16 protein-coding genes are annotated in these 23646 nt (G+C 70.4%); 7 read left to right on the forward strand and 9 right to left on the reverse strand.

Annotated elements, in window-relative coordinates; genetic code table 11:
- Positions 1 to 61 precede the first annotated feature (61 nt).
- On the reverse strand, positions 62 to 2146 hold the full coding sequence (locus tag J8403_RS21410; RefSeq protein WP_211124580.1) for a PhoX family protein: 2085 nt from the start codon (positions 2144 to 2146) through the stop codon (positions 62 to 64).
- Between the two features lie 270 nt (positions 2147 to 2416).
- On the opposite strand from J8403_RS21410, the gene J8403_RS21415 reads away from it, so the two are divergent.
- The 3 genes from J8403_RS21415 to J8403_RS21425 all read left to right on the forward strand — a co-directional run bounded on the left by J8403_RS21415 (position 2417) and on the right by J8403_RS21425 (position 7076).
- Positions 2417 to 4651 (forward strand): VWA domain-containing protein, encoded by a 2235-nt coding sequence (locus J8403_RS21415; protein WP_246585931.1) that lies wholly within the window; start codon positions 2417 to 2419, stop codon positions 4649 to 4651.
- 160 nt (positions 4652 to 4811) lie between these two features.
- Entirely contained in the window at positions 4812 to 6563 is a 1752-nt protein-coding gene (gene metG, locus J8403_RS21420; RefSeq protein WP_211124581.1) for a methionine--tRNA ligase, read from the forward strand.
- A 117-nt stretch (positions 6564 to 6680) separates the two neighbouring features.
- A complete protein-coding gene (locus J8403_RS21425; protein ID WP_211124582.1) occupies positions 6681 to 7076 on the forward strand; it encodes a DNA-binding response regulator in 396 nt (131 codons plus the stop codon).
- Positions 7077 to 7113: 37 nt separating this feature from the next.
- Here J8403_RS21425 and J8403_RS21430 read toward each other — a convergent pair whose 3' ends face one another.
- Positions 7114 to 8028: an intradiol ring-cleavage dioxygenase gene (locus J8403_RS21430; RefSeq protein WP_211124583.1), complete on the reverse strand. Its 915-nt coding sequence runs from the start codon at positions 8026 to 8028 to the stop codon at positions 7114 to 7116.
- Between the two features lie 148 nt (positions 8029 to 8176).
- Entirely contained in the window at positions 8177 to 10003 is a 1827-nt protein-coding gene (gene aspS, locus J8403_RS21435; RefSeq protein ID WP_211124584.1) for an aspartate--tRNA ligase, read from the reverse strand.
- A 117-nt stretch (positions 10004 to 10120) separates the two neighbouring features.
- Between aspS and J8403_RS21440 the strand changes: the two genes are divergently transcribed.
- The gene (locus J8403_RS21440) at positions 10121 to 12310 is read left to right on the forward strand and encodes an ATP-binding SpoIIE family protein phosphatase (protein ID WP_211124585.1); all 2190 of its coding nucleotides are present in this window, start codon (positions 10121 to 10123) and stop codon (positions 12308 to 12310) included.
- A 57-nt stretch (positions 12311 to 12367) separates the two neighbouring features.
- Here the strand turns inward: J8403_RS21440 and J8403_RS21445 are convergent, their stop codons facing one another.
- Positions 12368 to 13519, reverse strand: a complete 1152-nt coding sequence (locus J8403_RS21445) for a Dyp-type peroxidase (protein WP_211124586.1) — start codon at positions 13517 to 13519, stop codon at positions 12368 to 12370.
- 67 nt (positions 13520 to 13586) lie between these two features.
- On the opposite strand from J8403_RS21445, the gene J8403_RS21450 reads away from it, so the two are divergent.
- Positions 13587 to 14930 carry a right-handed parallel beta-helix repeat-containing protein gene (locus J8403_RS21450; protein WP_246585932.1) on the forward strand — a complete coding sequence of 448 codons (1344 nt, stop codon included), beginning with the start codon at positions 13587 to 13589 and terminating at the stop codon, positions 14928 to 14930.
- Positions 14931 to 14937: 7 nt separating this feature from the next.
- Here the strand turns inward: J8403_RS21450 and J8403_RS21455 are convergent, their stop codons facing one another.
- A complete protein-coding gene (locus J8403_RS21455; RefSeq protein WP_211128366.1) occupies positions 14938 to 15636 on the reverse strand; it encodes a hypothetical protein in 699 nt (232 codons plus the stop codon).
- A 540-nt stretch (positions 15637 to 16176) separates the two neighbouring features.
- Here J8403_RS21455 and J8403_RS21460 point away from each other — a divergent pair.
- Complete coding sequence (locus tag J8403_RS21460) at positions 16177 to 18624, forward strand: SdrD B-like domain-containing protein (protein ID WP_246586361.1); 2448 nt, start codon at positions 16177 to 16179, stop codon at positions 18622 to 18624.
- A gap of 93 nt (positions 18625 to 18717) precedes the next feature.
- Here J8403_RS21460 and J8403_RS21465 read toward each other — a convergent pair whose 3' ends face one another.
- Complete coding sequence (locus J8403_RS21465) at positions 18718 to 19689, reverse strand: pirin family protein (protein WP_211124588.1); 972 nt, start codon at positions 19687 to 19689, stop codon at positions 18718 to 18720.
- Positions 19690 to 19799: 110 nt separating this feature from the next.
- Positions 19800 to 20297, reverse strand: coding sequence for an SseB family protein (locus tag J8403_RS21470; RefSeq protein ID WP_014053638.1), 498 nt, complete (start codon positions 20295 to 20297; stop codon positions 19800 to 19802).
- A 138-nt stretch (positions 20298 to 20435) separates the two neighbouring features.
- Here J8403_RS21470 and J8403_RS21475 point away from each other — a divergent pair, with 138 nt between their 5' ends.
- Complete coding sequence (locus J8403_RS21475) at positions 20436 to 22262, forward strand: acyl-CoA dehydrogenase (protein ID WP_211124589.1); 1827 nt, start codon at positions 20436 to 20438, stop codon at positions 22260 to 22262.
- A 96-nt stretch (positions 22263 to 22358) separates the two neighbouring features.
- Here the strand turns inward: J8403_RS21475 and J8403_RS21480 are convergent, their stop codons facing one another.
- Both J8403_RS21480 and J8403_RS21485 read right to left on the reverse strand, forming a co-directional pair.
- Entirely contained in the window at positions 22359 to 22727 is a 369-nt protein-coding gene (locus J8403_RS21480; protein ID WP_211124590.1) for a hypothetical protein, read from the reverse strand.
- A 17-nt stretch (positions 22728 to 22744) separates the two neighbouring features.
- A complete protein-coding gene (locus J8403_RS21485; protein ID WP_246585933.1) occupies positions 22745 to 23500 on the reverse strand; it encodes a TNT domain-containing protein in 756 nt (251 codons plus the stop codon).
- Positions 23501 to 23646: the final 146 nt, after the last annotated feature.

Consider the following 23646-nt stretch of genomic DNA (forward strand, 5'->3'; position numbering starts at 1 on the left):
CTGGGGCCTCAAGCGCTTGGGGCCCTCTGGGACCTCAGGCGCCTCTGGGGCCTTGGGGGCCTCAGGCGCCGATGTCGCCGCCGTCGCGCCGCCAGACGCTGACCACGGACGGCCGGGTCAGCTTGCCCGGGCCGTCGGGCCAGGTGGACGCGGGCTTCTCGACGCTCGCACCGTCGAGCTCACCCGGGTGCTGCACGGCCACCAGCACCCGTCGCTCGTGCACGATCGGGCCGCAGGTCTCGGCGCCGTTCGGCACCGTCAGGAACTGCTTGACCTGGCCGCGGCGGCTGCCCGCCGTCGCCACGCCGAACAGCCCGTCGTGGTTGCCGAGCGCGTTGCCGTCCGTGGAGATCCACAGATTGCCGTGCGCGTCGAAGGTGATGTTGTCCGGGCAGGAGATCGGGCTGACCTGGTCCTTGGGGAAGCCGCCGAAGTAGGTGCTCGGGTCCTCGGGGTCGCCGCAGACCAGGAACAGCCGCCAGTTGAAGCGCGTGGAGCCCGGGTTGTTCCAGCGCTCGGTCAGCTCCAGGATCTGGCCGTGCTTGTTGGCGTTGCGCGGGTTGGCCTCGTCGACGGCGGCCTTGCCCTCCTTGCCGCGGTCCGTGTTGTTGGTCAGCGCGATGTACACGCGACCGGTGCGCGGGCTCGGCTCGACGTCCTCGGGGCGGTCCATCTTCGTCGCACCGGCCTTGTCGGCGGCCAGACGCGTGAAGACGTACACCTCCTCGGCGGTCATGCCCTCCACGAAGGAGCGGTCGCCGCAGGCCAGCGGGATCCACTCACCGGCGCCGTCGAACTCGCCGTCCTTGGGCAGCTTTCCGCTGCCGTCGATCTCGGCGGACGGGCTGTCACCGGTGAACTTGGCGACGTACAGCGTGCCCTCGTCCAGCAGCGTGCGGTTGTGCTCGCGGGCGGTGCGGCTGTTGCCCTTCATCATCCGCTTGGCGGAGACGAACTTGTAGAAGTAGTCGAACTTCTCGTCGTCGCCCATGTAGAGGACCGGACGGCCGTCGGTGGTCAGCCGGGGCTCGGCGGCCTCGTGCTTGAAGCGGCCCAGCGCGGTGAGCTTGCGCGGGGTGGAGTCGGGGTCGAACGGGTCGATCTCGATCACCCAGCCGAAGCGGTGCGCCTCGTTGGGCTCCTTGGCGAGGTCGAAGCGGTCGTCGAAACGCTCCCACTTGCGCTCGGAGGCGCCGTCCACGAAGCCGTAGCGCTTCAGGCCCGCCTTGACGGTCGGGTCGGTGACCTTGTCGGGGTTGGCGAAGTACTGGTTGAAGTTCTCCTCGCCGGAGAGCACCGTGCCCCACGGCGTGATGCCGCCGCCGCAGTTGTTCAGCGTGCCGAGGACGCGCTTGCCGGACCGGTCGGCGGAGGTGCGCAGCAGCTCACTGCCCGCCGCCGGGCCGCTGACCTCGAACGGAGTGGTCGCGGTGATACGGCGGTTGAGGTGGTGGCGGGGCACGGCGGTGAGCCGGCCCAGCCGGCGCTCCTCGGCCGTCATCACCACGGACAGCCCGTGCGCGGCCCAGGCGATCTCGGCCTGCTCGCGGGTGGGGTTCTCCGGGTCGTACCCGGCGAACATCAGCACCTCGTCGGTGTACTCATGGTTGACCACGAGCAGCTGATGGTCGCGCTCGCCGGGGACGTCCAGCACCGCCATGTAGTCGTTGTTGTAACCGAACTGGCCCGCCTGGGCCTTGGCGCTCTGCTTGGCCGGGTCGAACGCGGGCGCACCGCGCAGGATCGGGTCGCCCCAGCGGAGCACCACGTTCTGGTCGTGGCCCTCGGCGACGACCACGGTGTCCTCGGTGTTGGGGGCCACCGGCGAGAAGCGGAGGCCGCGGGCGGCCTTGTTGTGCTTCGCCGCGGTGGCGGTGGCGGCGGTGGCGGCCGCGTCGGCCGACGCGGCGGACGCCTGCGGTGCCCCCTCGATCGCCACGGCACCGGTCGCGGCCGCCACGGTCATCACCGCACCGGCCCGCAGAAGGGAACGGCGCGATGCGGCAGCGGCGATGACGTCGCCCACGTAGGCGTTTCCACTGGTGTTCGGCGTCTCGTGAAAGCAGGCGTCGCCACAGCGGTATCGGCACGTCAGCGCGGAACGACCGCCCGGGTGTGAGCTGATGAGCGGCAGGAGGTTGCGCACGTCTTCCCCTCCGTAAGGGTGTCACGTATGGGCTTCGCAGGGCCCCGCATGGGCAGTAGGCCGACGCGGTCCGGGCCGACATGACGTCGGGATCCTCTGGCGGCGAAGCTATGGGCGTAGAACCGCACGGTGGCGACGAACGCCTGAACCAGAGGTGAACGAAGCGCGAGCGGAATCGGCGGAAGAGCGCCGTCCAACGGCCCGCTAGCCTTTCGGCACCACGGTCATGCACCGCCATGCACCGCACTCGACACGTGAGAGGTATCTCCCATGGGCATACGGGACCTACTGCGCAAAGTTTTCGGCCGCTCCCGAGCCACGGGGGTGGACGGAACTTCTGCCGCGCCGGAGGCGGAGGTTGTCCCGGACCCCCAGTCGGCCGAGGAGTCGGCACAGCCGACGGCAGAGCAGACGGCAGACGAGAAGGCCGAGTCCAAGGCTGAGTCGGCCGTCGAGCCGAAGGACGAGTCCGGCGTCGAGCCGAAGTCCGGGGTGGAGGCCGGGGCCGATCCCGAGCCCGCGCCCCAGCCGAAGGCTGAGCCGAAGCCTGAGCCGGCCGCGGACATGGCACCGGCCTCGGATTCCCCCGACGACGAATCCACCCACGACCCGGCCCTGTCGGCTCCGCTGAAGTCCCTCGACGAGATCCTGAAGTCACCCGCGCCCGAGGACACGACAACCTCCGGCGACGACGCACCGGTTGAGGCAGCGTCCGACGCAAGGGAAACGGCCGCCACGGAGGCGAAGACGGAGGCGGACGAGCCCAAGCCCGCCGCCGAGGACGAGGCAAAGACCGCGTCCGAGCGGGAGATTGACGCCGAACCGACTTCCGCGGCCGGTGACGACGCTACGGCCGACGCCGAGGACGAGCCGACGCCCGAACCGGCGGCCGAGGCCGCGGACAAGACGGCAGCGACCGAGGCCACAGCGGAGCCTGAGGCGAAGGCAGGCGACGAGACCGCTGCCGAGACCAAGACCGCCGACGAGACCGACGAGGCCGAGGCCGTGGCCGACCTCGCGCCGGAGACTGCCGAGCCGGTGGCGGAGACCGCCGACGCATCCTCGGCGGAGGCCGACACCACGCCCGAGGCCGGGGCGGAACCCGCCACCGCGCCTGAGCCTGCCGCAGCCGCGGACGCCCGGTCGGCGGAGGCGAGTGCCGACACCGGAGCCGAGGCGACGGCAGGCGACAAGGCCGCTGCCGAGGCCACCGCCGAGGCCGAGCCCGCGCCCGCAACCGACGCCGCGTCGGAGACCGCCGAGCCGGTGTCGGAGGCCGACACCACGTCCCGGGCCGAGGTTGCGGAGAGCCCCGCGCCGGAGCTCGCCACGGCAGAGGCGGCAGCTGCCGCCGCGCCCGAGAATGAGGCAGCGGCAGAGGCTGACGACGAGGCCACGCCCACGGCCACGAGCGACGAGGCCACGCCCGCCGCCGCGACCGACGAGGCCATTGCCGCCACGGCAGAGGCCAGGCCGGAAGCCGAACCGGAGGCCACGGCGGAGGCCGAGCCCACGGCCGCAGCAGAAGCTGACGGCGAGGCCGCCCCCGCGGCGAAGACCGAGGACGAGCCCGCCGAGCCCGAGGCTGAGCCTGAGCCCGAGGCGGAGGCCGCCCCCGCGGCCACGACCGATGACGAGCCCGCCACCGCCGAGGCCGAACCCGAGGCCAAGGCCGACCACGAGCCGGTGGCGGCCGTGGCCGCCGCTCCCGCCGTCGCCAAGACCGACGCACCCGCCACCGCGACCGCATCCACCACCGCGACCGCATCCACCACGGCATCCACCACCGCATCCGCCATCGCGCCCAGCGACCTCGCGTCGCGGGCGCCCGGGCTGGTCGGGGCCTTCGCCGCCGCGGGGGAGGCCATCGAGGCGCACGGGCTGGCCGGGCAGCGGGCGGTCGTCTACCTCGTGCTGGACCGGTCCGGGTCGATGCGCGGGTACTTCAAGGACGGCACCGTCTCGCACCTCGCCGGGCAGGCGCTCGCCCTGTCCGCACAGTTCGACGCCACCGGCACCGTGCCCGTCGTGTTCTTCTCCACCGACATCGACGGCACCGCCGACCTCGAGCTGGACCAGCACACCGGCCGCATCGAGGAGCTGCACGGCTCGCTCGGCCACATGGGGCGGACGAACTACCACACCGCCGTCAACGCCGTCATCGAGCACTACAAGGGGTCCGGCACCACCGACCCCGCGTTCGTGATCTTCCAGACGGACGGCGCGCCCACCGCCAAGACCGCCGCCGAGAAGGCGCTGTGCGAGGCGGCGGAGCTGCCGCTGTTCTGGCAGTTCCTGGCCTTCGGGGACCCGGAGGCGAAGGGGTTCGACTTCCTCCGGAAGCTGGACACCGCGCCCGCGCTCGCCGTCCCGGAGAAGCGGACGGTGGACAACACCGGCTTCTTCCACGCCGGGCTGGACCCGCGTACGGTCGCCGACGCCGAGCTGTACCGGGAGATCCTGAAGAAGTTCCCGGGCTGGCTGGCCGCCCGTACGCAGGGCTGACCAGGGGCCGCAGCACATCCGGCAACCCACCGAGCACCACACCGGGGGCCATCCGCCGCGGGAAAAACGCCGCGCGGGTGGCCCCCGTCACTCGGATACGATATGGGCGGCTCGGTAGAGCTGAACGTCACTTACCGTATCGACTCGGGAGCAGCCTGCAATGGCTCGACACCTCATCACCAGCGCCCTTCCCTACATCAACGGGATCAAGCACCTGGGCAACATGGTGGGGTCCATGCTCCCGGCCGACGTCTACTCCCGCTATATGCGCCAGCGCGGCCATGACGTCCTCTACATCTGCGCCACCGATGAGCACGGCACCCCGGCCGAGCTGGCCGCCAAGGAGGCCGGGCTGCCGGTCGACGAGTTCTGCGCCCAGCAGCACGAGGCGCAGAAGGCGATCTACGACGGGTTCGGGCTCGCCTTCGACTACTTCGGCCGCAGCTCCTCCGCGCAGAACGTGCAGATCACCCAGACGATCGCGCGCGAGCTCAAGACCAACGGCTTCATCGAGGAGCGCTCGATCCGCCAGGTGTACTCCAACGCCGACGGCCGCTTCCTCCCCGACCGCTATATCGAGGGCACCTGTCCGCACTGCGGCTATGACAAGGCCCGCGGCGACCAGTGCGAGAACTGCACCCGCGTGCTCGACCCGACCGACCTGATCGACGCCCGCTCCGCGATCAGCGGCAGCAGCGATCTGGAGGTCCGGGAGACCAAGCACCTCTTCCTCCTCCAGTCCAAGCTGGCGGAGGAGGTCGCCGCCTGGGTCGACGAGCGCGGCAAGGACTGGCCGACGCTGGCCTCCTCGATCGCCCGCAAGTGGCTGAACGAGGGGCTGCAGGACCGGGCGATCACCCGCGACCTGGACTGGGGCGTGCCGGTGCCGGCCGACACCTGGCCGGACCTGGCGGCCGAGGGCAAGGTCTTCTACGTCTGGTTCGACGCGCCGATCGAGTACATCGGGGCCACCAAGGAGTGGGCAGACGCCGCGCGAGACACAGACCCGGAGCACCGCGACTGGAAGTCGTGGTGGTACGACGTGGACGAGACCGTCCGCTACACCGAGTTCATGGCCAAGGACAACGTCCCGTTCCACACGGTGATGTTCCCGGCCACCCTCCTCGGCACCCGGGACGCCTGGAAGAAGGTCGACTACGTCAAGGCGTTCAACTGGCTGACGTACTACGGCGGGAAGTTCTCCACCTCCCAGAAGCGCGGGGTGTTCACCGACGCCGCGCTCGAGGTGCTGCCCGCCGACTACTGGCGCTACTTCCTGATGGCGAACGCCCCGGAGTCCGACGACACCTCGTTCACCTGGGAGCACTTCACCGCCACGGTCAACAAGGACCTGGCCGACACCCTCGGCAACTTCGTCAACCGCGTGCTGTCCTTCTCCCGCAAGCGGTTCGGCGACGAGGTCCCGGCCGGGAAGGCCGCCGGTGCGGCGGAGGAGCGCCTGGGCGAGGAGATCGCGCGGCTGCTGGCGGAGTACGAGGAGCACATGGACGCGCTCCAGTTCCGCAAGGCCGCGGCGGCGCTGCGCGCCCTGTGGAGCGCGGGCAACTCCTACCTGGAGGAGAAGGCCCCCTGGCTGGAGATCAAGACCGACCAGGAGGCCGCGGCCCTCACCCTGCGTACGGCGATGAACCTCATCCACCTCTACGCGATCGTCTCCGAGCCGTTCATCCCGGCCTCGGCGCGGGCCATGCGGTCGGCGTTCGCGCTGAGCGAGGACACCGCGGTCTGGGTCGGCCAGGAGGAGGCGAAGGCGCTGGCGTCCGTTCCGGCGGGCACGGGCTTCACCGTTCCCCCGGTGCTCTTCGCGAAGATCACCGAGGAGGACCTGGAGTCCTTCCGGGAGCGCTTCGGCGGCGCGGAGCAGAACGGGAACGGCAACGGCGCCGCGTAGCGGTCGCCGAGCGGCGCCACGTAGCCGCTCATGCGCGTGTTGATCGCGCGGCAACCGTTCGTTTAGTCCCCTCGATGACCCTGTGGAGTCCATAGCCACCGGGGAGTCGAGGAAGCAGTGCCGGACGCACGTGTCACGGTGACGGTCCACGGCCCCGACCCGCTCAGCCGGGCCGGGGTCGTGCGTCATCTGCAGCATCAGCCCAGCGTCGAGCTGGTCGACCGGCCGTGCCCGTCCGGCGACGAACCCCGCGGCGCCGTCGCCGTCATGCTCGCCGAGCGCCTGGACGACCGCGCCGGGGCGGAGCTGCGCCGCCTGGTGCGGGGCGGCCGGCAGCGGGTGGTGCTGATCGCGGGCGAGCTCCGTGAGACGGAGCTGATGGCGGTGATGGAGTACGGCGTACGAGCCGTCTTATGGCAGCACCGGACCACGCCGAAGCGGCTGTTGCGCGCCGTGCACCGGGCCGCCCGCGCGGACCGCGGCACACCGTGCGGCGTGGACCGGAGGCTTTGACCCGAGGGCGCCGCAGGGCTTCACGTCGCCCCGGGGTTCAGAGGTCCGTGCCCTCGTGGGTCGCGTCGGGGTCGACCCCCAGGGTGAGGCTTCCGGTGACGCCCTTCTCGATCTTTCCCTTGCGGTACTTCAGGTGCAGCAGACCGCCCTGCGCTCCGTTGCCGGGGTAGATCCCGTCCTCGTCGAGGGTGGTGCGCTCGGTGGTGCTGGTGTTGTACGGCGCCACCTCGGCCGAGGCGAGCACGGCCTCCTCGGCGAAGAAGAGCTGACCGGTGTGGCAGGTGTGGCCACCCTCGTAACCGGCGTCCGTGAGCTTGCCGCCGACGTGCACCTTGGTGTGGATGTGCACACAGCGGCCCCGGTACCAGCCGGGGAAGACCGTGGTGAACTCGACGAAGCCGTGCCGGTCGGTCAGCTGGGTGCCGCGCAGATACCGCTTGTCGTCGGTGGGCTCCTGGTGGCCGCCGCCGGGCGGGCCACCGGTCGGGGCGCCCGTCGGGGCGTCGGTGGGCGGGGTCCCGGTGGGCGGCGTGCCGCCCCCGCCGCTGCTCGAGCTCTCATAGCCCGAGTAGAGCCCCAGCGCGTCGCAGTGCCAGATGTCGACGGCGGCCTTCGCCACGGGTTTGCAGCTGTCGGAGTCGATCACTTTGAGGCGGAGGGTCATCGGAATGCCCTCCTTGTGCTCGGTGATGTCCTTTCTGATCTTGTCCGCGTCGATGTAGTACGGCCCCTCGGTCGTCTCCGAGGTGAGCCGGTAACAGACCTCCCCGGACGGGTCGGAGGCGGAGGCCGAGGGGGTGGCGGAGGTCGCGGAGGTCTCGCCCGCCGAGGCGGTGGTGGCGATGGCCGTTCCCAGGCCCGCCGCCGCGACGGCCGCGCCGCCCGCCACCACGACCCGCCGCCTCGTCAGGTCCCGCTGGGGATCGAGGTCGTTGCTCTGCTGTTCGGTCATGGCCCGGGACGGTAGGGAGGCAACCTGGCAGCCCCATGGGTGCCGGCTGTGAATGGCTGTGCGAAGCGCGTCATTCGGCCATCCGCGGACGCGGGGCGGGGGCGCGCCGTTCGGCACGCCCCCGCCCGGTGGGTCTCGTCCGGCCCGACTACTCGGCGGGCTTCTCGGCCTTCTCGTCCGCCTTCTCCGCCTTCTCAGCGGGTTCGGCCTTCTTCACCTGCGGCGGCTTGCGCACCGACAGGTGCAGCTCGCGCAGCCGGGCCTCGTCCACCTCGCTGGGCGCGCCCATCAGCAGGTCCTGTGCGTTGCCGTTGAGCGGGAAGGCGATGGTCTCGCGGATGTTGGGCTCATCGGCCAGCAGCATCACGATGCGGTCGACGCCGGGGGCGATACCGCCGTGCGGCGGGGCGCCGAAGTGGAACGCGCGCAGCATGCCGCCGAACTCGCGCTCGACCTCTTCCCGGTCGTAGCCCGCGATCGCGAACGCCTTGTACATGACGTCCGGCTCGTGGTTCCGGATGGCGCCGGAGGACAGCTCCACGCCGTTGCAGACGATGTCGTACTGCCACGCCAGGATGTCCAGCGGGTCCTTGGTCTCCAGGGCCTCCAGGCCGCCCTGCGGCATGGAGAAGGGGTTGTGGGAGAACTCGATCTGCCCGGTGTCCTCGTTCCGCTCGAACATGGGGAAGTCCACGATCCAGCAGAAGCGGAAGACGCCGTCCTCGAAGTGGCCGGTCCGCTTGGCGGCCTCGACCCGCACCGCGCCCATGATCTTGGAGACCTCGTCGAACTCCCCCGCGCCGAAGAAGATCGACGTGCCGGGCTTGCCCTGGACCTCGGTGATCAGCTTCTCGACGTCCTCGTCGGTGAGGAACTTCGCGATCGGGCCGGTCAGCTTGGCGTCCTCGCCGATCCGGACCCAGGCCAGCCCCTTGGCGCCCTGCTCGACCGCGAACTCGCCGAGCTGGTCGAAGAACTTCCGCGGCTGGTCGGCGGTGTCCGGCACGGCCAGCGCGCGTACGTGCTTGTCCGCGAACGCCTTGAAGCCGGAGCCCTCGAAGATGTGGCTGACGTCCCGCAGCTCCAGCTGGGCCCGCAGGTCCGGCTTGTCGGAGCCGTACTTCAGCATGGCCTCGCGGAACGGGATCCGCGGGAAGGGCGAGGTGACGTGGCGGCCGCCGCCGAACTCCTCGAAGAGCTCGGTCATGACCTTCTCGATGACGCCGAAGACGTCCTCCTGCTCGACGAAGCTCATCTCGACGTCGAGCTGGTAGAACTCGCCCGGCGAGCGGTCGGCGCGGGCGTCCTCGTCGCGGAAGCAGGGCGCGATCTGGAAGTAGCGGTCGAAGCCCGCGATCATCAGCAGCTGCTTGAACTGCTGCGGGGCCTGGGGCAGCGCGTAGAACTTGCCCGCGTGCAGCCGGGAGGGGACCAGGAAGTCCCGGGCGCCCTCCGGCGAGGTGGCGGACAGGATCGGGGTGGCCAGCTCGTTGAACCCCTGCGCGGTCATCTTCTGCCGGATGGCGGAGATGACGGCGGAGCGCAGCATGATGTTGCGGTGCATCCGCTCGCGGCGCAGGTCCAGGAAGCGGTACTCCAGGCGCCGTTCCTCGCCGACCCCGTCCTCGGGGAAGACCGTGAAGGGCAGCGGGTCGGCGGCGCCGAGCACCTCGACGTCGGCGACCTCGACCTCGATCTCGCCGGTGGGCAGTTCGGGGTTGACGTTGTCCGCGCCGCGCGCGATGACCCGGCCGTCGACGCGGACGACGGTCTCCTTGCTGATCGAGCTCAGCGCCTCGTTGGCGGGGGTGTCGGGGCGCACCACCAGCTGGACCAGGCCGTAGTGGTCGCGGAGATCGATGAAGAGGATGCCGCCCAGGTTCCGTCGATTGTGGAGCCAGCCGGAGAGCCGGACGTCGGTGTCGACGTCAGCGGCGCGGAGCTGACCACAGGTGTGCGACCGGTACCGATGCATCATTCATCCAAGTCGTCTGATCGGGAGGCGTGCGTACCCTCATGAACTTCCGGCCAAGCCTACCGGCGCCGCGACCCTCACTGGTAAGCGGTTGGCAAATCCCCATAAGGTAGTGCAATGCGCACCGAGGACCTGCTGGCCGCCATAGCGACCGGCCTATGGCGTTGGGACAGTGTCTCGGGCGCCGTCAGCTATGACGCGGAGGCGGCCCGGCTGGTGGGCCTGCCCGCCGAGCCCGTCACCCTTCCCGAGGCCGCCGCCCGCGCGTGTTTCCACCCCGCGGACTGGCTGGAGGTCAAGGCGATCGTCGACCTCGCGGTGGCCGAGGGCACCCTGGCCGAGGCCCGGCTGCGCATCGTGGACGAGAAGGGCACCGTGCTGCGGACCGTGCGCACCCGGTCCCGGCCGATAGCGCGGGGCGGCAGCGAGGACGGCTACTACCTGCTCGGCACCCTCCAGGAGGTCCCCGACCCGCTGCCCGGCACCTCGGCGGCGGGCCCGCCGGTCACCGGCGACTGGCGCCGCAACCGCGAGGCGTTCCTGCTGGACGCGGGGCGGGCGCTGGCGGAGGCGATGTCCACCGCCGAGGTGCTGCGGGTCGCGGCGGGGCTGTCCATGCCGGGCTTCTCGCCGGAGGGGCTCGCGGTCTTCGGCGTCCGGGGCGAGCGGATCTCGGTGATCGGCCACCACGGGCCGCGGGCGGGGGCCGATCACCCTTTTCACGACATCGCGCTGGGCGCGGACTATCCGGCGGCCGAGGTGGTCCGCACCGGCCGGGCGGTCTATCTGCCCACGCCGGACGAGTACCGCGGCCGGTTTCCGGCCGCCTGGTCGCTCGGCCGGCCCCGTAAGCGCCGGTCCTGGGCGTTTCTGCCGCTGATCGTCGCGGGCCGCACCATCGGCGCGTGGATGGCCGGATTCGCCCATCCGGTGTCGTTCTCGCCCGATGAGCGCTCGGTGCTGACCACGATCGCCCGGATGCTGGCCCAGGCGCTGTCCCGCACCGCGCTCCAGGAGACCGAGCGGGAGCTGGCGGACGGGCTGCAGCGCTCGATGCTGCCCGCCAGCAAGCCCGATATCCCGGGGCTGGCGGTGGCCGCCCGCTATGTGCCGACCGGTGGCGGGCTGCAGGTCGGCGGCGACTGGTACGACGTGATCGGGCTGCCCTCGGGGCGTACCGCGCTGGTGATCGGCGATGTGCAGGGCCACGATGTGCACGCCGCCGGGATCATGGGGCAGCTGCGGATCGCGGTCCGGGCGTACGCCTCCGAGGGGCACCACCCCGACGCGGTGCTCTCCCGCGCCTCCCGCTTCCTCGCCGGGCTGGCTGCGCCGGGTGGTCCTGACGGCCCTGACGGCCCGGACGGCCGGTACGACCCGAGGTTCGCCACCTGCCTCTATATGGAGGTGGACCCGGTCGCCGGCACCCTGGACATCGCCCGCGCGGGCCACCCCGATCCGGCGGTCCGGCTCGCCGACGGCACGATGATGGTCCGGCCCACGGCGGGCGGGCTGCCGCTGGGCATCGATCCGGACACCGACTATCCGACCACCCGGGTGGTGCTGGAGCCCGGCGAGACGCTGCTGATGTGCACCGACGGGCTGATCGAGACCGGCGGGCACGATCTGGAGACCGGCTGGGACCGGATCCGTAAGGTCTTCGAGCGGCCCGCCACCCTCATGGACGCCCCCGGCGCCCTCCCCTCCCACGGCCTCGACTCCGACGATCTCGAAGCCCTCGCCGACTCCCTGGTGCAGGCCGTGCACGGGCCGCCGTCCCACCACACCACCGGCCCGCTCGCGGACCGGCGCGAGGACGACATAGCGCTGCTGCTGATCCGCCGGGAGGCGGAGGTGTGCCTGGTCGGGCCCGGTTCGGCGCCGGTGCGGCGGACCGCGGTCACGGTCGCGCAGGCCGAGCCGGAGCGCATAGCGGGCACCCGGCAGCAGCTGCGCGACATGCTGCACGACTGGGCCGACCCGGACCAGGTGGAGTCGGCGGTGCTGATGCTCTCCGAGATGGTCACCAACGTGCTGGTGCACACCGACGGGGACGCCCTGCTGGTGGCCGAGGTCAGCGGGCGGCACGGATCCCGGCGGCTGCGGCTGGACGTCGCCGACAGCAGCGATGAGCTGCCGCACCGCCGCCGCCCCGGCGAGCTGGCCTCGTCGGGGCGCGGGCTGCTGCTGCTGGAGATGCTCGCCGACAACTGGGGGGTGGATCCGCGCGGCGACGGCAAATGCATCTGGTACGAGCTGTACGAGGCGAGCCCGGACGAGCGGCCCGACCCGGCGGCGGACGGGTAGCCCCCCGCGCGTGATCAGCCCGCGCCGGCCGGGAGGGTGCCGGGGCGGCCGGTCCGTTCAGCGGAAGAGCCGGGAACCGAGCGGGTGTTGTGCGTCGAAACCGGGCAGTACCAGAAAGGTCGCACTGGCGGTCGTGGTCGTGTAGTCCAGCAGGGCGTCGGAATTGTCCATGCTGGTGAGGGTGCTGGTGAAGGTCCGTATGTCGTTCTGGAAGCTCATGAAGAGCAGGCCGGGGGCGGGTCCGTCGATGCTGTAGGAGCGGCGGAGCATGAGGCCGACGCCGACCGCGGTGGCATGCGCCCTGCGGGCATGGGCGTCCGCCGGGACGAGGTAGCGTCCGTCCGGCGTTTTGGCGCCGAGGTCCGGTCCCGCGGCGATGGTGCCACCGGAGAGGGGCTCCCCGGTGGCTCGGCGGCGGCCGAAGACCGCTTCCTGTTCGGCGACGGACAGCTTGGCGAACCTCGGCAGATCGAGTTCGATGCGGCGCAGTACGACAAGGGTGCCGTCGGCGACCGGAGCCGGCCCGGACAACCACAGGTCGCGTTCCTGTTCGGCCCTCGTGTGGGGGCCCACGATGCCGTCGACGAAGCCGAAGAGGTTCCGTGGCGCGGCACGGCCCCGCTCCACCCGCACGTTCGCACCGCGGACCCCGGACTGCCGCCAGCGTTCCCGTATCCGGTCACCGGCCCGCTCCAGAAGCGCGGCGGCCACGGCCGGTACCACCAGGGCGTCGTCGGCGCAGATCTGTATCAGCAGGTCGCCACCGCGGGCCCGGGAGGCGATCTTTTCGCGGGAGAACCGTGGGAGGTCCTTCGCGCCGGGCAGGGCGGGATCGACGGTGCGCACCAGCCGGGGGCCCACCCCGATCGTCACGGTCAGATCGCCCGGCTCCAGGCCCATCAGCCGGGCGTCGGTCCCCGCGGTGAGCGTGCGGATGGCCTCGCCGAGTTCGGCCAGCAACGGACGGACCGGCGCGGCGTCGACGAGGTCGGCCACCACGGCCAGCAGGTTCCGCTGGGCCGGCTGGGGAAGCGTGATGCCCGCCTGGTACCGGCCCGTTGGCGACACCGGCGGGGTCGGCGCGGGGGCATCGGACCGGTCCGGCGGGGCGGAACTCGATTGGCACCCGGCGGAGAGGCCGACGGCGGTCACGGTGCCGGTGGCACCGAGAAACGCGCGGCGTGACGGGCGGGAGTCGGGTTGGCACACAGTGTGAACTGTGCCATATCCCTATCGGCGCCTGCGACCCCGTCGGCGCCCGTGCCAGGATGAGGCCATGCCTCATCTCCGTCTTCGCGTGATGGCCGCGTTACTCGGCACACTGGCACCCGTAATGGTCGGCTGCGGCGCGGACGATGACGGATCGGATCACGGCCGGCGCCCGTCCGGTGCCCATGTGACGATCAACGTGCCGGCCGACGCCCCGACGATCTCGGCCGCGGTGTCCCTGGCCCGGCCCGGCGACCTCGTGCTGGTCGCGCCGGGCACGTACCACGAGTCGGTGAAGATATCCAAGGCTCGTGTCACGCTTCGCGGCGCGTCTCGGGACAAGGTCGTCATCGACGGGCGGCTGCGACAGCCGAACGGCATCGTCGTCGCCGCCCCCGGGGTGGCCGTGGAGAACCTGACCGTGCAGAACAACACCCAGAACGGGGTCCTGGTCACCGGCTCGGCGAAGGCGGCCGCCGGAATGCCGGGGCAGTCCGGCGGCTACGACACCGGCGACGAACCCGTCACCTTCCTGAAGTCGTTCCTGGTCTCCCATGTGACCGCGACCCGCAACGGGCTGTACGGCATCTACGCGTTCTCCGCGCAGAACGGTGTCATCGAGCACTCGTACACCTCGGGCTCGGCCGACTCGGGGATCTACGTCGGACAGTGCAAGCCCTGTCGCATCGTGGTGCGGGACAACATCGCCGAGCTCAACGCGGTGGGTTACGAGGGCACCAATGCCGGCGGCGACATGTACGTGGTCGGCAACCGCCTGGTCGGCAACCGGGTCGGGCTCACCACCAACTCCGACCACCAGGAGAAGTTGCTCCCGCAGAAGGACGCCGTCATCGCGGGCAACCTGATCGCGGCCAACCAGCAGGCGGCCACCCCCGAACAGGCCGACGGCGGGTGGGGCATCGGCATCGGCGTCGACGGCGGCACCGACAACCAGTTCCTCCGCAACCGAGTCGCCGGCAACAGCACCGCCGGGCTGATGATCACCGCAACCGCCGACCTGCCGCCGAACGGCAACCGGATCCTGGACAACACCTTCACCGCCAACGGCGTCGACGTCGGCTGGACGTTCCCCACCGCCACGAAGGGACGGGGCAACTGCCTGCGCGGCAACGAGCTGCGAAGGACGGTACCCGCCCGGCTCGCGACCACCGCGTCCTGCCCGCGTCCCGCCCGGTCGTCCTCGCCGTCCGGCACCTGGGCGAAGCCCACCGCACCCGGCGGTATCCCGTTCACCGACGTGGCGGCGCCCAAGCGACAGCCGCAGTTCCCGAACGCCACGACCGCGGGCGCCACCGCCGTTCCGGCCGTTCCGGCGCTGCCGGACACGGGGGGCTTCCGGCTGCCGTCGGCGTCACTGCTCGCCACGGGCGCGCGGGTGGGGACGTCCTGAGCGGTGGCTACCGCGCCGGGGTGACTCCCGGTGCCGGCCGGACCGGAACGTACTTCTGGGTGTCGAAATCGATGACCACCGGCCGCGACGCGGAAGCCACGCCGACACGGACCCGGTACATGGTGCCGTCCGAGCCGATCCAGTAGCGCACGGCGTCCGCCGCCCCCGTCGCCCCCGCCGGAGCGGACGTGGCACGGGCGCTCGGCCCGGTCATGATGTCCACCTGATGGCCGTCCAGCCGGTCCTGTCCCACCCAGGCGGCACCGTTCTGCGGCAGCAGTTCGGCGTTGTCCGGCCGGTCGCTGCCGAGCTTCAGCGCGATGGCCAGCGAACTGTCCAGCGAACTGCCGTACCTCTGCAGCGGACGGCTGTACCAACCCGACTCCGGCGGCCGTGCCGGGGCCTTGGCCGGGGCCTTCCCCATCGGGTGGACGAACACGGTGGTGGCCGTCCACTGGATCAGCCCGTCGCTGGACGTGTCGCGCCCGGTGCCGCGCATCGCGCCGTAACCGACCTTGCGGCGGTAGTCGATGGATCCGGTGAAGGTCAGCCCACCGGCGGTGCCCGGCACGTCGATCGTCAGGGCGCGCCCGCCCGCCTGGTAGTTGAGGAACCGTGTGACCGCCAGACGGCTCGCCTGATCCGAGGTCAGCGCCTTCGGACCGGCAGGGGCGGAGCCGCTGTCGACGACCAGGAACGTGGCCACCGCGACGGCCACACCGCCGATCACGGCCACCACCCAGCGTGGCCGCAACCATCGGCCGGCCGCGCGCCGCGAGAGAAAGTGTCTGATTTTCGGACTCCGCGCCCGGCGCTTTGCTAACTCGTTCCGCTTATTCATTCCCTGCTCTCCCCCCGATCTTGGCGTCCACCCGCTACAGTATCGCTGCTGGTGGGGCGGTTAAGGATCACTATTCGGACTCTTGTGCTGTTTCCGCGGGGGAAGTCGAGGACGAGTGCGACTGGCCTCGGAAAGGTACTCCCGAGTCCCCGAATTCGCTCCATCCGCCAGGACGACCAAGAACGACCGGGCCCACCGAAACAGCGGTGGGCCCTTTTCACGGCCGATCTGTCACCCGGAACCGAAAAGCGGATGCACGGCCGGCAACGGGTGGTCGGTTCACATCACGAGGGGAGAGTGATGGCTGTGCGAAGAGTGTGTGGAAGGTTACGCCGGACAGCCGGAAAGCGTACGGGACCACTGGCACGAGTGGGCCTCTGCACGTTCGTACTGTTGGGCAGCGCCATGGGCGCGACGGCCGGGACGGCCACCGCTTCGACTGGCGACGGAACCCTGACGGTTCAGGTACTGCGGGATTTCTTCGGCACCGGCGTGATCAACGCGGCCATGGATGTGCCGCAGCGGGGCATGAAGGTTCGGGTAACCGACCCGGCCGGCCATCGGGTCAGCGGCACCACGGATGCCACCGGAAAGGTGGTGGTCTCGAAGTCGGCCGAACTGACCGGCGGCCAGTACCGCGTCGACGTCACCATCCCGGCGCCGTACAACAAGTATCTTCAGGCGGCGCCGGCCTCGACGGCGGAAAACCACTTCGACAGCTTCACGACATTTGTGAACGTGTCGGACGGCAAGGACGACTCGGTGATGACCGGGGTCTGGAATCCGGCCGACTACACGCTGCCGGACACACGGTATTTCGTGCCGATCCAGAACACCGCCGACGCGCGGGACACCCGGGCCCTCGTGGCGTTCGGGACGGACAAACGAGGCACATGCCCTGGCGAGACGGCGTGCCCGACCGCGCTCAACACGCAGGACCAGGTGGGCACGACGTTCGCGCTGGCCTATGACCAGCACCGGAAGCGGGTGTTCCAGGGCGCGTTCGCCCGGCGGTACACCCCGTACGGGCCGGAGGGCGGTGACGCGATCTACACCACGCCGGCCGACGGTGGGGCGCCGACCCTGTTCGCGAAGGTGCCGGGCGCCGCGAAGACGCCGCACGACGCCGCCACCATGAACAAGGACGCCGGGTTCACCGATGCGCCGGGCAAGGAGAGCATCGGCGGCCTGGCCCTGTCCGAGGACGGCTCGACGCTGTACGCGGTGAACCTGCTGACCCGGAAACTGGTCAGCTTCGACGCCACCGGTACCACCGCCTCCGCGCCAAAGGCGACGGTGAGCATTCCGGACCCGGGCTGCGCGAGCTCCGGCGACTGGCGGCCGTTCGGTCTTCAGGTCCACGACAACAAGCTCTACGTCGGTGGCGTGTGCAGTGCGGAGAGCACACAGAAGCGCGACGACCTGAAAGCCGTCGTCTACAGCTACGACGGCGAGCGGTTCACCACCGTGCTGGACCACCCGCTCACCGCCAAGCGCGGCTCCGTCTTCGGTTCCGACGACGTCGCCCAGTCCACCCACTGGAACCCGTGGAACACCTCCCTGGCCACGTGGGACGAACGGAAGGTGGGCAACGTCTTCATCGATCCGCAGCCGGAGCTCGCCTCCCTCGCCTTCACCCGCGACGGTTCGATGATCATCGGTTTCCGCGACAGGTTCATGGACGTCGTGAGCTGGGGTGGACTGGACCCGAGGCCGGACAACAACACCCCGGAAAACGGCATGGCCGGCGGCGACATCACCATGGCCTGTGCCACTCCCACCGGTGGATACGCGTGGGAAGGCACGGGAAGCTGCCCCAACCACGCCACCCCCGCCACCAATGGCGGCCAGGCAAACGATGTCGTCGAATACTTCCCGGGCGACTTCTTCCGCGGGGCGCACCTGGAAACCGCGCTGGGGTCGGTGGCCTACATTCCGCAGCAGCAGTGGGCCGTCAGCACGGAGTTCGACCCGACCGTCAACGTCGCGACCTCCGGGACCGGTTACCACGACGTCACGACCGGTCAGGGCCCGGGCAACGCTCCGGCCGCCAACGCGTACCAGTTCGTCAGCCAGGAACAGAGCGGGTTCGGTAAGGCCGGTGGGCTCGGCGACATCGCGTACGAGGCGGCGAACGCGCCGATCCAGATCGGCAACCGGGTGTGGTTCGACGGCGACCACAATGGGATCCAGGATCCCGAGGGTCCGCGCGAAGTGCCGCTGCCGGACGCGACGATCAACCTGTTGGACGCCGATGGCAAGCAGGTCGCCACGACCAAGACCGATGCCGCCGGCGAGTACTACTTCGGTGGCGTCGGCGCCGCATACGAGCTCAAGCCGGGTGCGAAGTACACGGTGCAGTTCGATGTGTGCACCGCGGACACCAGCGAGGTGCCGACTGAGCCGCCGGCCACCAAGCTGCGGTTCACGCTCCCGCGGGCCGGTGACAACCGGGCACATGACTCGAATGTGACCCCGCCGAGGACCGGGCGGCTGTGCAACGGACGCGCACCCGTCACGGCGCCGGACAAGCCGGGAGAGGTCGATCACACGATCGACGCCGGCGTGCACATCCCCAAGAAATCGCCGACTCCTACGCCGACGCCCACTCCGTCGTCGCAGCCGCCCACCTCTGAGCCGCCCAACGAGCCAGGCCCCCAGTCCGGCGGCGGCTCCGGGACAGGCGGAGGCTCGGGGACAGGCGGAGGCTCGGGGACCGGCGGAGGCGGTGGCTCGCTGGCCAACACGGGTACGTCCGGCCTGCTGAGGATCATCTCCCTCAGTGCCCTGCTGGCCGGTGCGGGCGCGGCAGCCGCGTTCGTGACCCGGAAGCGCCGCGCCGGGCAACACTGAGACACCACGGAAAGACGGGTGATCCACCCGTAAGCGCCGACGAGCCCCGTCCCTATCCGGACGGGGCTCGTTCGCATGCGGGCCCGGCGAGTCCTACAGGCCGCCCTCGGACATCCCGTGCACCGCCGGGACCGTGCCGAGGCGCCCCTTCTGGAAGTCCTCGAACGCCTGCTGGAGCTCCTTGCGGGTGTTCATGACGAACGGACCGTAGTGGGCCATCGGCTCGCGGATGGGCGCTCCGCCCAGGAGGACCACTTCGAGCTCCGGAGTGTGGGAGTCCTGCTTCTCGTCCGCGCGGACGGTCAGCGAGCCGCCGTCGCCGAAGACCGCCGTCTGACCCACCTGGACCGGGCGGCGCTCGGCGCCGACGGTGCCGCGGCCCGCGAGGACGTACGCGAGGCCGTTGAAGTCCTCCCGCCACGGCAGGGTGATCTCCGCACCCGGGGCGAGGGTGGCGTGGATCATCGTGATCGGCGTGTGGGTGATGCCGGGACCCTGGTGGCCGTCCAGCTCACCGGCGATGACCCGCAGCAGCGCGCCGCCGTCCGGGGTCGTCAGCAGCTGTACGTTGCCGCCGCGGATGTCCTGGTAGCGCGGCGCCATCATCTTGTCCTTGGCCGGGAGGTTCACCCACAGCTGCAGACCGTGGAAGAGGCCGCCCGACATGACCAGCGACTCCGGCGGCGCCTCTATGTGGAGCAGCCCCGAGCCGGCCGTCATCCACTGGGTGTCACCGTTGGTGATGGTGCCGCCCCCACCCTGGGAGTCCTGGTGGTCGAAGATCCCGTCGATGATGTACGTGACGGTCTCGAAGCCGCGGTGGGGATGCCAGGGCGTGCCCTTGGGCTCGCCCGGCGCGTAATCCACCTCGCCCATCTGGTCCATCATGATGAACGGGTCGAGGTGCTGGTAGTCGATGCCCGCGAAGGCCCGGCGCACCGGGAATCCCTCGCCCTCGAAACCGCTGGGGGCGGTGGTGACGGCGAGCACGGGGCGCCGGCGTGCCTCGGCGGGGGCCGCGACGCGCGGCAGGGTCAGCGGGTTCTCTACGGTCACTGCGGGCATGGCGGCCTCCTCGGTCGTTCACCATTCAACTTAATTGAATGGTGAACGACTCGCAAGAGGGCCTTTATTTCCACCCGAGCACCCCGCGAGGCGAACGGTGATTTCCGGACCTATCCGTACATACGCCTCATTGCGAAGTCCACCATCTGCTCCACCGCCTTCGCGTCGAAGACGATCCGGTGCTCACCCTCCATGTCGAGGACGAAGCCGTAGCCGGTGGGCAGCAGGTCGATCACCTCGGCGCCGGTGATCACGAAGTACTTGGACTCCTTGCCCGCATACCGCCGCAGCTCCTTGAGCGAGGTGAACATGGGGATCACCGGCTGCTGGGTGTTGTGCAGCGCCAGGAAGCCGGGGTTGTCACCGCGCGGGCAGTAGACCTTCGAGCCCGCGAAGATCTGCTGGAAGTCCTCGGCCGGCATCGAACCGGTGGTGAAGGCGCGCACCGCGTCGGCGAGCGACGGCGGCGAGGGCTCCGGGTAGAGCGGCTGCTGGCCGTAGCCCGCACCCGCCTGCGCGTGATGTGACGCATGCGGCTGCTGTTGCGGCGGAGGTGGCGGAGCGGCATAACCCTGCCCTGCGCTCGCGTTCTGGTCGTAGCCGTACATGCGAAGAAGCGTACTGAGTCACAGTTACCCGGTTGAGGGTTGCCCTTTATTACCCACGGGTAGCATCATGGCGACAGCTGATCTGATACGCGTCAACGCAGAGGTCCTGGCCTCCCGATCCCTTACGGAGCCGTCGCCATGGGGCACTACAAGTCGAATCTCCGCGACATCGAGTTCAACCTCTTCGAGGTGCTCGGGCGGGACACGGTGTACGGCACCGGACCGTTCGCGGAGATGGACGTCGAGACCGCCAAGAGCGTGCTCGCGGAGATATCCCGGCTCTCCGAGCATGAGCTGGCCGAAAGCTACACCGACTCCGACCGGAACCCGCCCGTCTTCGACCCCAAGACCCACACGGCTCCGCTTCCCGAGTCGTTCAAGAAGAGCTACCGGGCCTACATGGAGGCCGAGTGGTGGCGGCTGGGCGTCCCGGAGGAGCTGGGCGGCACGGTCTGCCCCCGCTCGCTGCTGTGGGGCTCGGCCGAGACCATCCTCGGCTCCAACACCCCGATCTGGATGTACGCCTCGGGGCCGTCCTTCGCGGGTGTGCTGCACGACGAGGGCACCGAGGAGCAGCTGAAGATCGCCCAGCTGATGGTGGACAGGCAGTGGGGCTCCACCATGGTGCTGACCGAGCCGGACGCCGGCTCCGACGTCGGCGCGGGCCGCACCAAGGCCGCCCAGCAGGAGGACGGCAGCTGGCACATCGAGGGTGTGAAGCGGTTCATCACCTCCGGTGAGCACGACCTCTCCGACAACATCATCCACTTCGTGCTGGCCCGGCCCGAGGGCGCGGGCCCCGGCACCAAGGGGCTGTCGCTGTTCATCGTCCCCAAGTACGACTTCGACTGGGAGACCGGTGAGCTCGGCGAGCGCAACGGCGTCTACGCCACTAATGTCGAGCACAAGATGGGTCTGCGGGTCTCCAACACCTGTGAGCTGACCTTCGGCGCCGACCACCCGGCCAAGGGCTGGCTGCTGGGCGACAAGCACGACGGCATCCGCCAGATGTTCAAGATCATCGAGTTCGCCCGGATGATGGTCGGCACGAAGGCCATGGCCACCCTCTCCACCGGCTACCTCAACGCCCTGGAGTACGCCAAGGAGCGGGTGCAGGGTCCGGACCTGGCGGCCTTCACCGACAAGACCGCCCCGCGCGTCACCATCACCCACCACCCGGATGTGCGTCGCTCGCTGATGACGCAGAAGGCGTACGCGGAGGGCCTGCGCGCGCTGGTCCTCTACACCGCCTCCGTCCAGGACGAGATCATGGTCAAGGAGGCCGCGGGCGAGGACGCCTCCGCCCTGAGCCGCCTCAACGACCTGCTGCTCCCCATCGTCAAGGGCTACGGCTCGGAGAAGGCGTACGAGCAGCTGGCGCAGTCCCTGCAGACCATCGGCGGCTCCGGCTACCTCCAGGAGTACCCGCTGGAGCAGTACATCCGGGACGCCAAGATCGACACGCTCTACGAGGGCACCACCGCCATCCAGGGCCAGGACTACTTCTTCCGCAAGATCGTCCGGGACCAGGGCCAGGCCCTGACCGTCGTCTCCGAGGAGATCAAGAAGTTCCTGGCCGAGGCCGCCGGGGGCGAGGAGCTGGAAGCCGCCCGCGACCAGCTGGCCCAGGCCGCGGTGGACCTGGAGGCGATCGTCGGCGCGATGCTCACCGACCTGGCCGCCACCGAGCAGGACGTCAGCTCGATCTACAAGGTCGGTCTCAACTCCACCCGGCTGCTGCTGGCCTCCGGTGACGTGATCATCGGCTATCTGCTCCTCAAGGGCGCGGCCGTCGCCGCCGAGAAGGTGGGCACCGCCTCCACGAAGGACCGGTCCTTCTACGCGGGCAAGATCGCCGCCGCGAAGTTCTTCGCCCACGAGGTGCTGCCGGGCGTCTCGGTGCAGCGCTCGCTGGCCGAGTCGGTCGACAAGGGGCTCATGGACCTGGACGAGGCCGCGTTCTAAGGGCTCTCCTCCCTCGTCCAGGGGGCCGGCCGTCCCCTCCTCCAGCGGGGCGGCCGGCCCCCTGGCCTGTGCCCGCGGGCGTCTGGTCTGTGCCCGTCACCGCTCCTCGTCGTCGGGCGGCCGCTCCCGCAGGGCCCGTTCGACCTCCTCGCGGGCCCACTGCCGCAGCTCCTCGCCCTCGGCGAGGAGCTCGTCGACCGACTCGCCCCCGCCCTCCGGCGGGCGCGGCCGGGCCCTCAGCTTCTCCAGCAGATCCCGGCACGCCTCGTCCTCCGTGGCGAACCGGCTGGTGTCCCGGTCCACGGATCGCTCCCTCAGCCCGGTCTCCCAGCCGCCGTCCGCGGCGGGGCGCAGGTAGTAGTAGGCGTCCGGCTGGACCGGGATGTCCTGCACTCCCGGGATGTCGTACAGCGCGTCCGGCACCTGCTCGTCGCGCAGGGTCGAGACGAGTTCCGTTCTGTCCACCGCTTCAGGATCCGCCCTCAGTTGAGTGCGCGCAGATTACCCGCCGCGACCAACTGGGGGATCGAAGGCCCGGTCAGATACTGCAGCCCGAAGCCGGGTTGTCCGAACCAGGGCCGGATGGGACCTGCCTCGACCAGGAAGGGCTCGGTGACCTCATAGAGGTGATAGCCGTTCGGATACGCCGGGTCGATGGTGTTGAGGTTGCTCGGCGGCAGCGCGCGCTCCGCGTAGGGCGTGCCCGCCGGGGCGAGGAAGTGACCGAAACCGCTCCCGAAGAGATCGACCTTCTGACCGACCTTCAGCCTGACCGTGGTGTGCAGCGGGCTTCCGTTGAGCAGCACCCAGCCGTCGGGGTACGGGAACCACCAGCCGCTGGTCTGCTCGCTCCAGTAGCAGTCGAGGAAGGCGGAGGAGGTGGGGAAGTGGTCGAGCCGTTCGTAGCCTTCGAGCATCCGCCCGATCGCGCCGTACCGGGGGAGCTGGGCGGGGCCGAGCCGCCAGTCACCCTGGTAGTAGCGCTCACGCGGCGGGTTGGGCGCGATGCTGGTCCCCCCGATGCGGTCCCTGGCCGGACAGGGAGGGTGGCCTTTGCCCTCACCGTCCCCGCCGTTCCCCGGCCGCGGGCCGGGCGAGGGCGCGGCTGCCGGCTCCGGGGCGGCCACGGGTGACAGCCCCGCGGCGAAATCCGTGACGGGCTTGGCCATGGCAGGTCCGCCCGCGCACAGCAGCAGCAGTGACCCCAGAACCACAAGCAGGTGGCGAAGAACGCGCATCCGGTATCCCCTTGAGTTACGACTCAGTGCGGCGTTGCTCGGTACACGGGGAATATCGACCGATTCTCCCGAATTCTCGCCTTACCTGACGTGCTTTCATCAGATTGGATCAACGTGGCCCCGCAGATGGATGCCACGACCCGCAC

The organism is Streptomyces yatensis (assembly GCF_018069625.1).
Taxonomy (GTDB): Bacteria; Actinomycetota; Actinomycetes; order Streptomycetales; family Streptomycetaceae; genus Streptomyces; species Streptomyces yatensis.

Bases quoted from the DNA above. Each gene is read 5' to 3' on its own strand.
- J8403_RS21415 (WP_246585931.1), top strand. From the start codon at position 2,417: ATGGGCATACGGGACCTACTGCGCAAAGTTTTCGGCCGCTCCCGAGCC.
- J8403_RS21430 (WP_211124583.1), bottom strand. From the start codon at position 8,028: ATGACCGAACAGCAGAGCAACGACCTCGATCCCCAGCGGGACCTGACG.
- J8403_RS21465 (WP_211124588.1), bottom strand. From the start codon at position 19,689: ATGCCCGCAGTGACCGTAGAGAACCCGCTGACCCTGCCGCGCGTCGCG.
- J8403_RS21460 (WP_246586361.1), top strand. From the start codon at position 16,177: ATGGGCGCGACGGCCGGGACGGCCACCGCTTCGACTGGCGACGGAACC.
- J8403_RS21440 (WP_211124585.1), top strand. From the start codon at position 10,121: ATGCGCACCGAGGACCTGCTGGCCGCCATAGCGACCGGCCTATGGCGT.
- J8403_RS21470 (WP_014053638.1), bottom strand. From the start codon at position 20,297: ATGTACGGCTACGACCAGAACGCGAGCGCAGGGCAGGGTTATGCCGCT.
- J8403_RS21475 (WP_211124589.1), top strand. From the start codon at position 20,436: ATGGGGCACTACAAGTCGAATCTCCGCGACATCGAGTTCAACCTCTTC.
- J8403_RS21485 (WP_246585933.1), bottom strand. From the start codon at position 23,500: ATGCGCGTTCTTCGCCACCTGCTTGTGGTTCTGGGGTCACTGCTGCTG.
- aspS (WP_211124584.1), bottom strand. From the start codon at position 10,003: ATGCATCGGTACCGGTCGCACACCTGTGGTCAGCTCCGCGCCGCTGAC.
- metG (WP_211124581.1), top strand. From the start codon at position 4,812: ATGGCTCGACACCTCATCACCAGCGCCCTTCCCTACATCAACGGGATC.
- J8403_RS21450 (WP_246585932.1), top strand. From the start codon at position 13,587: ATGCCTCATCTCCGTCTTCGCGTGATGGCCGCGTTACTCGGCACACTG.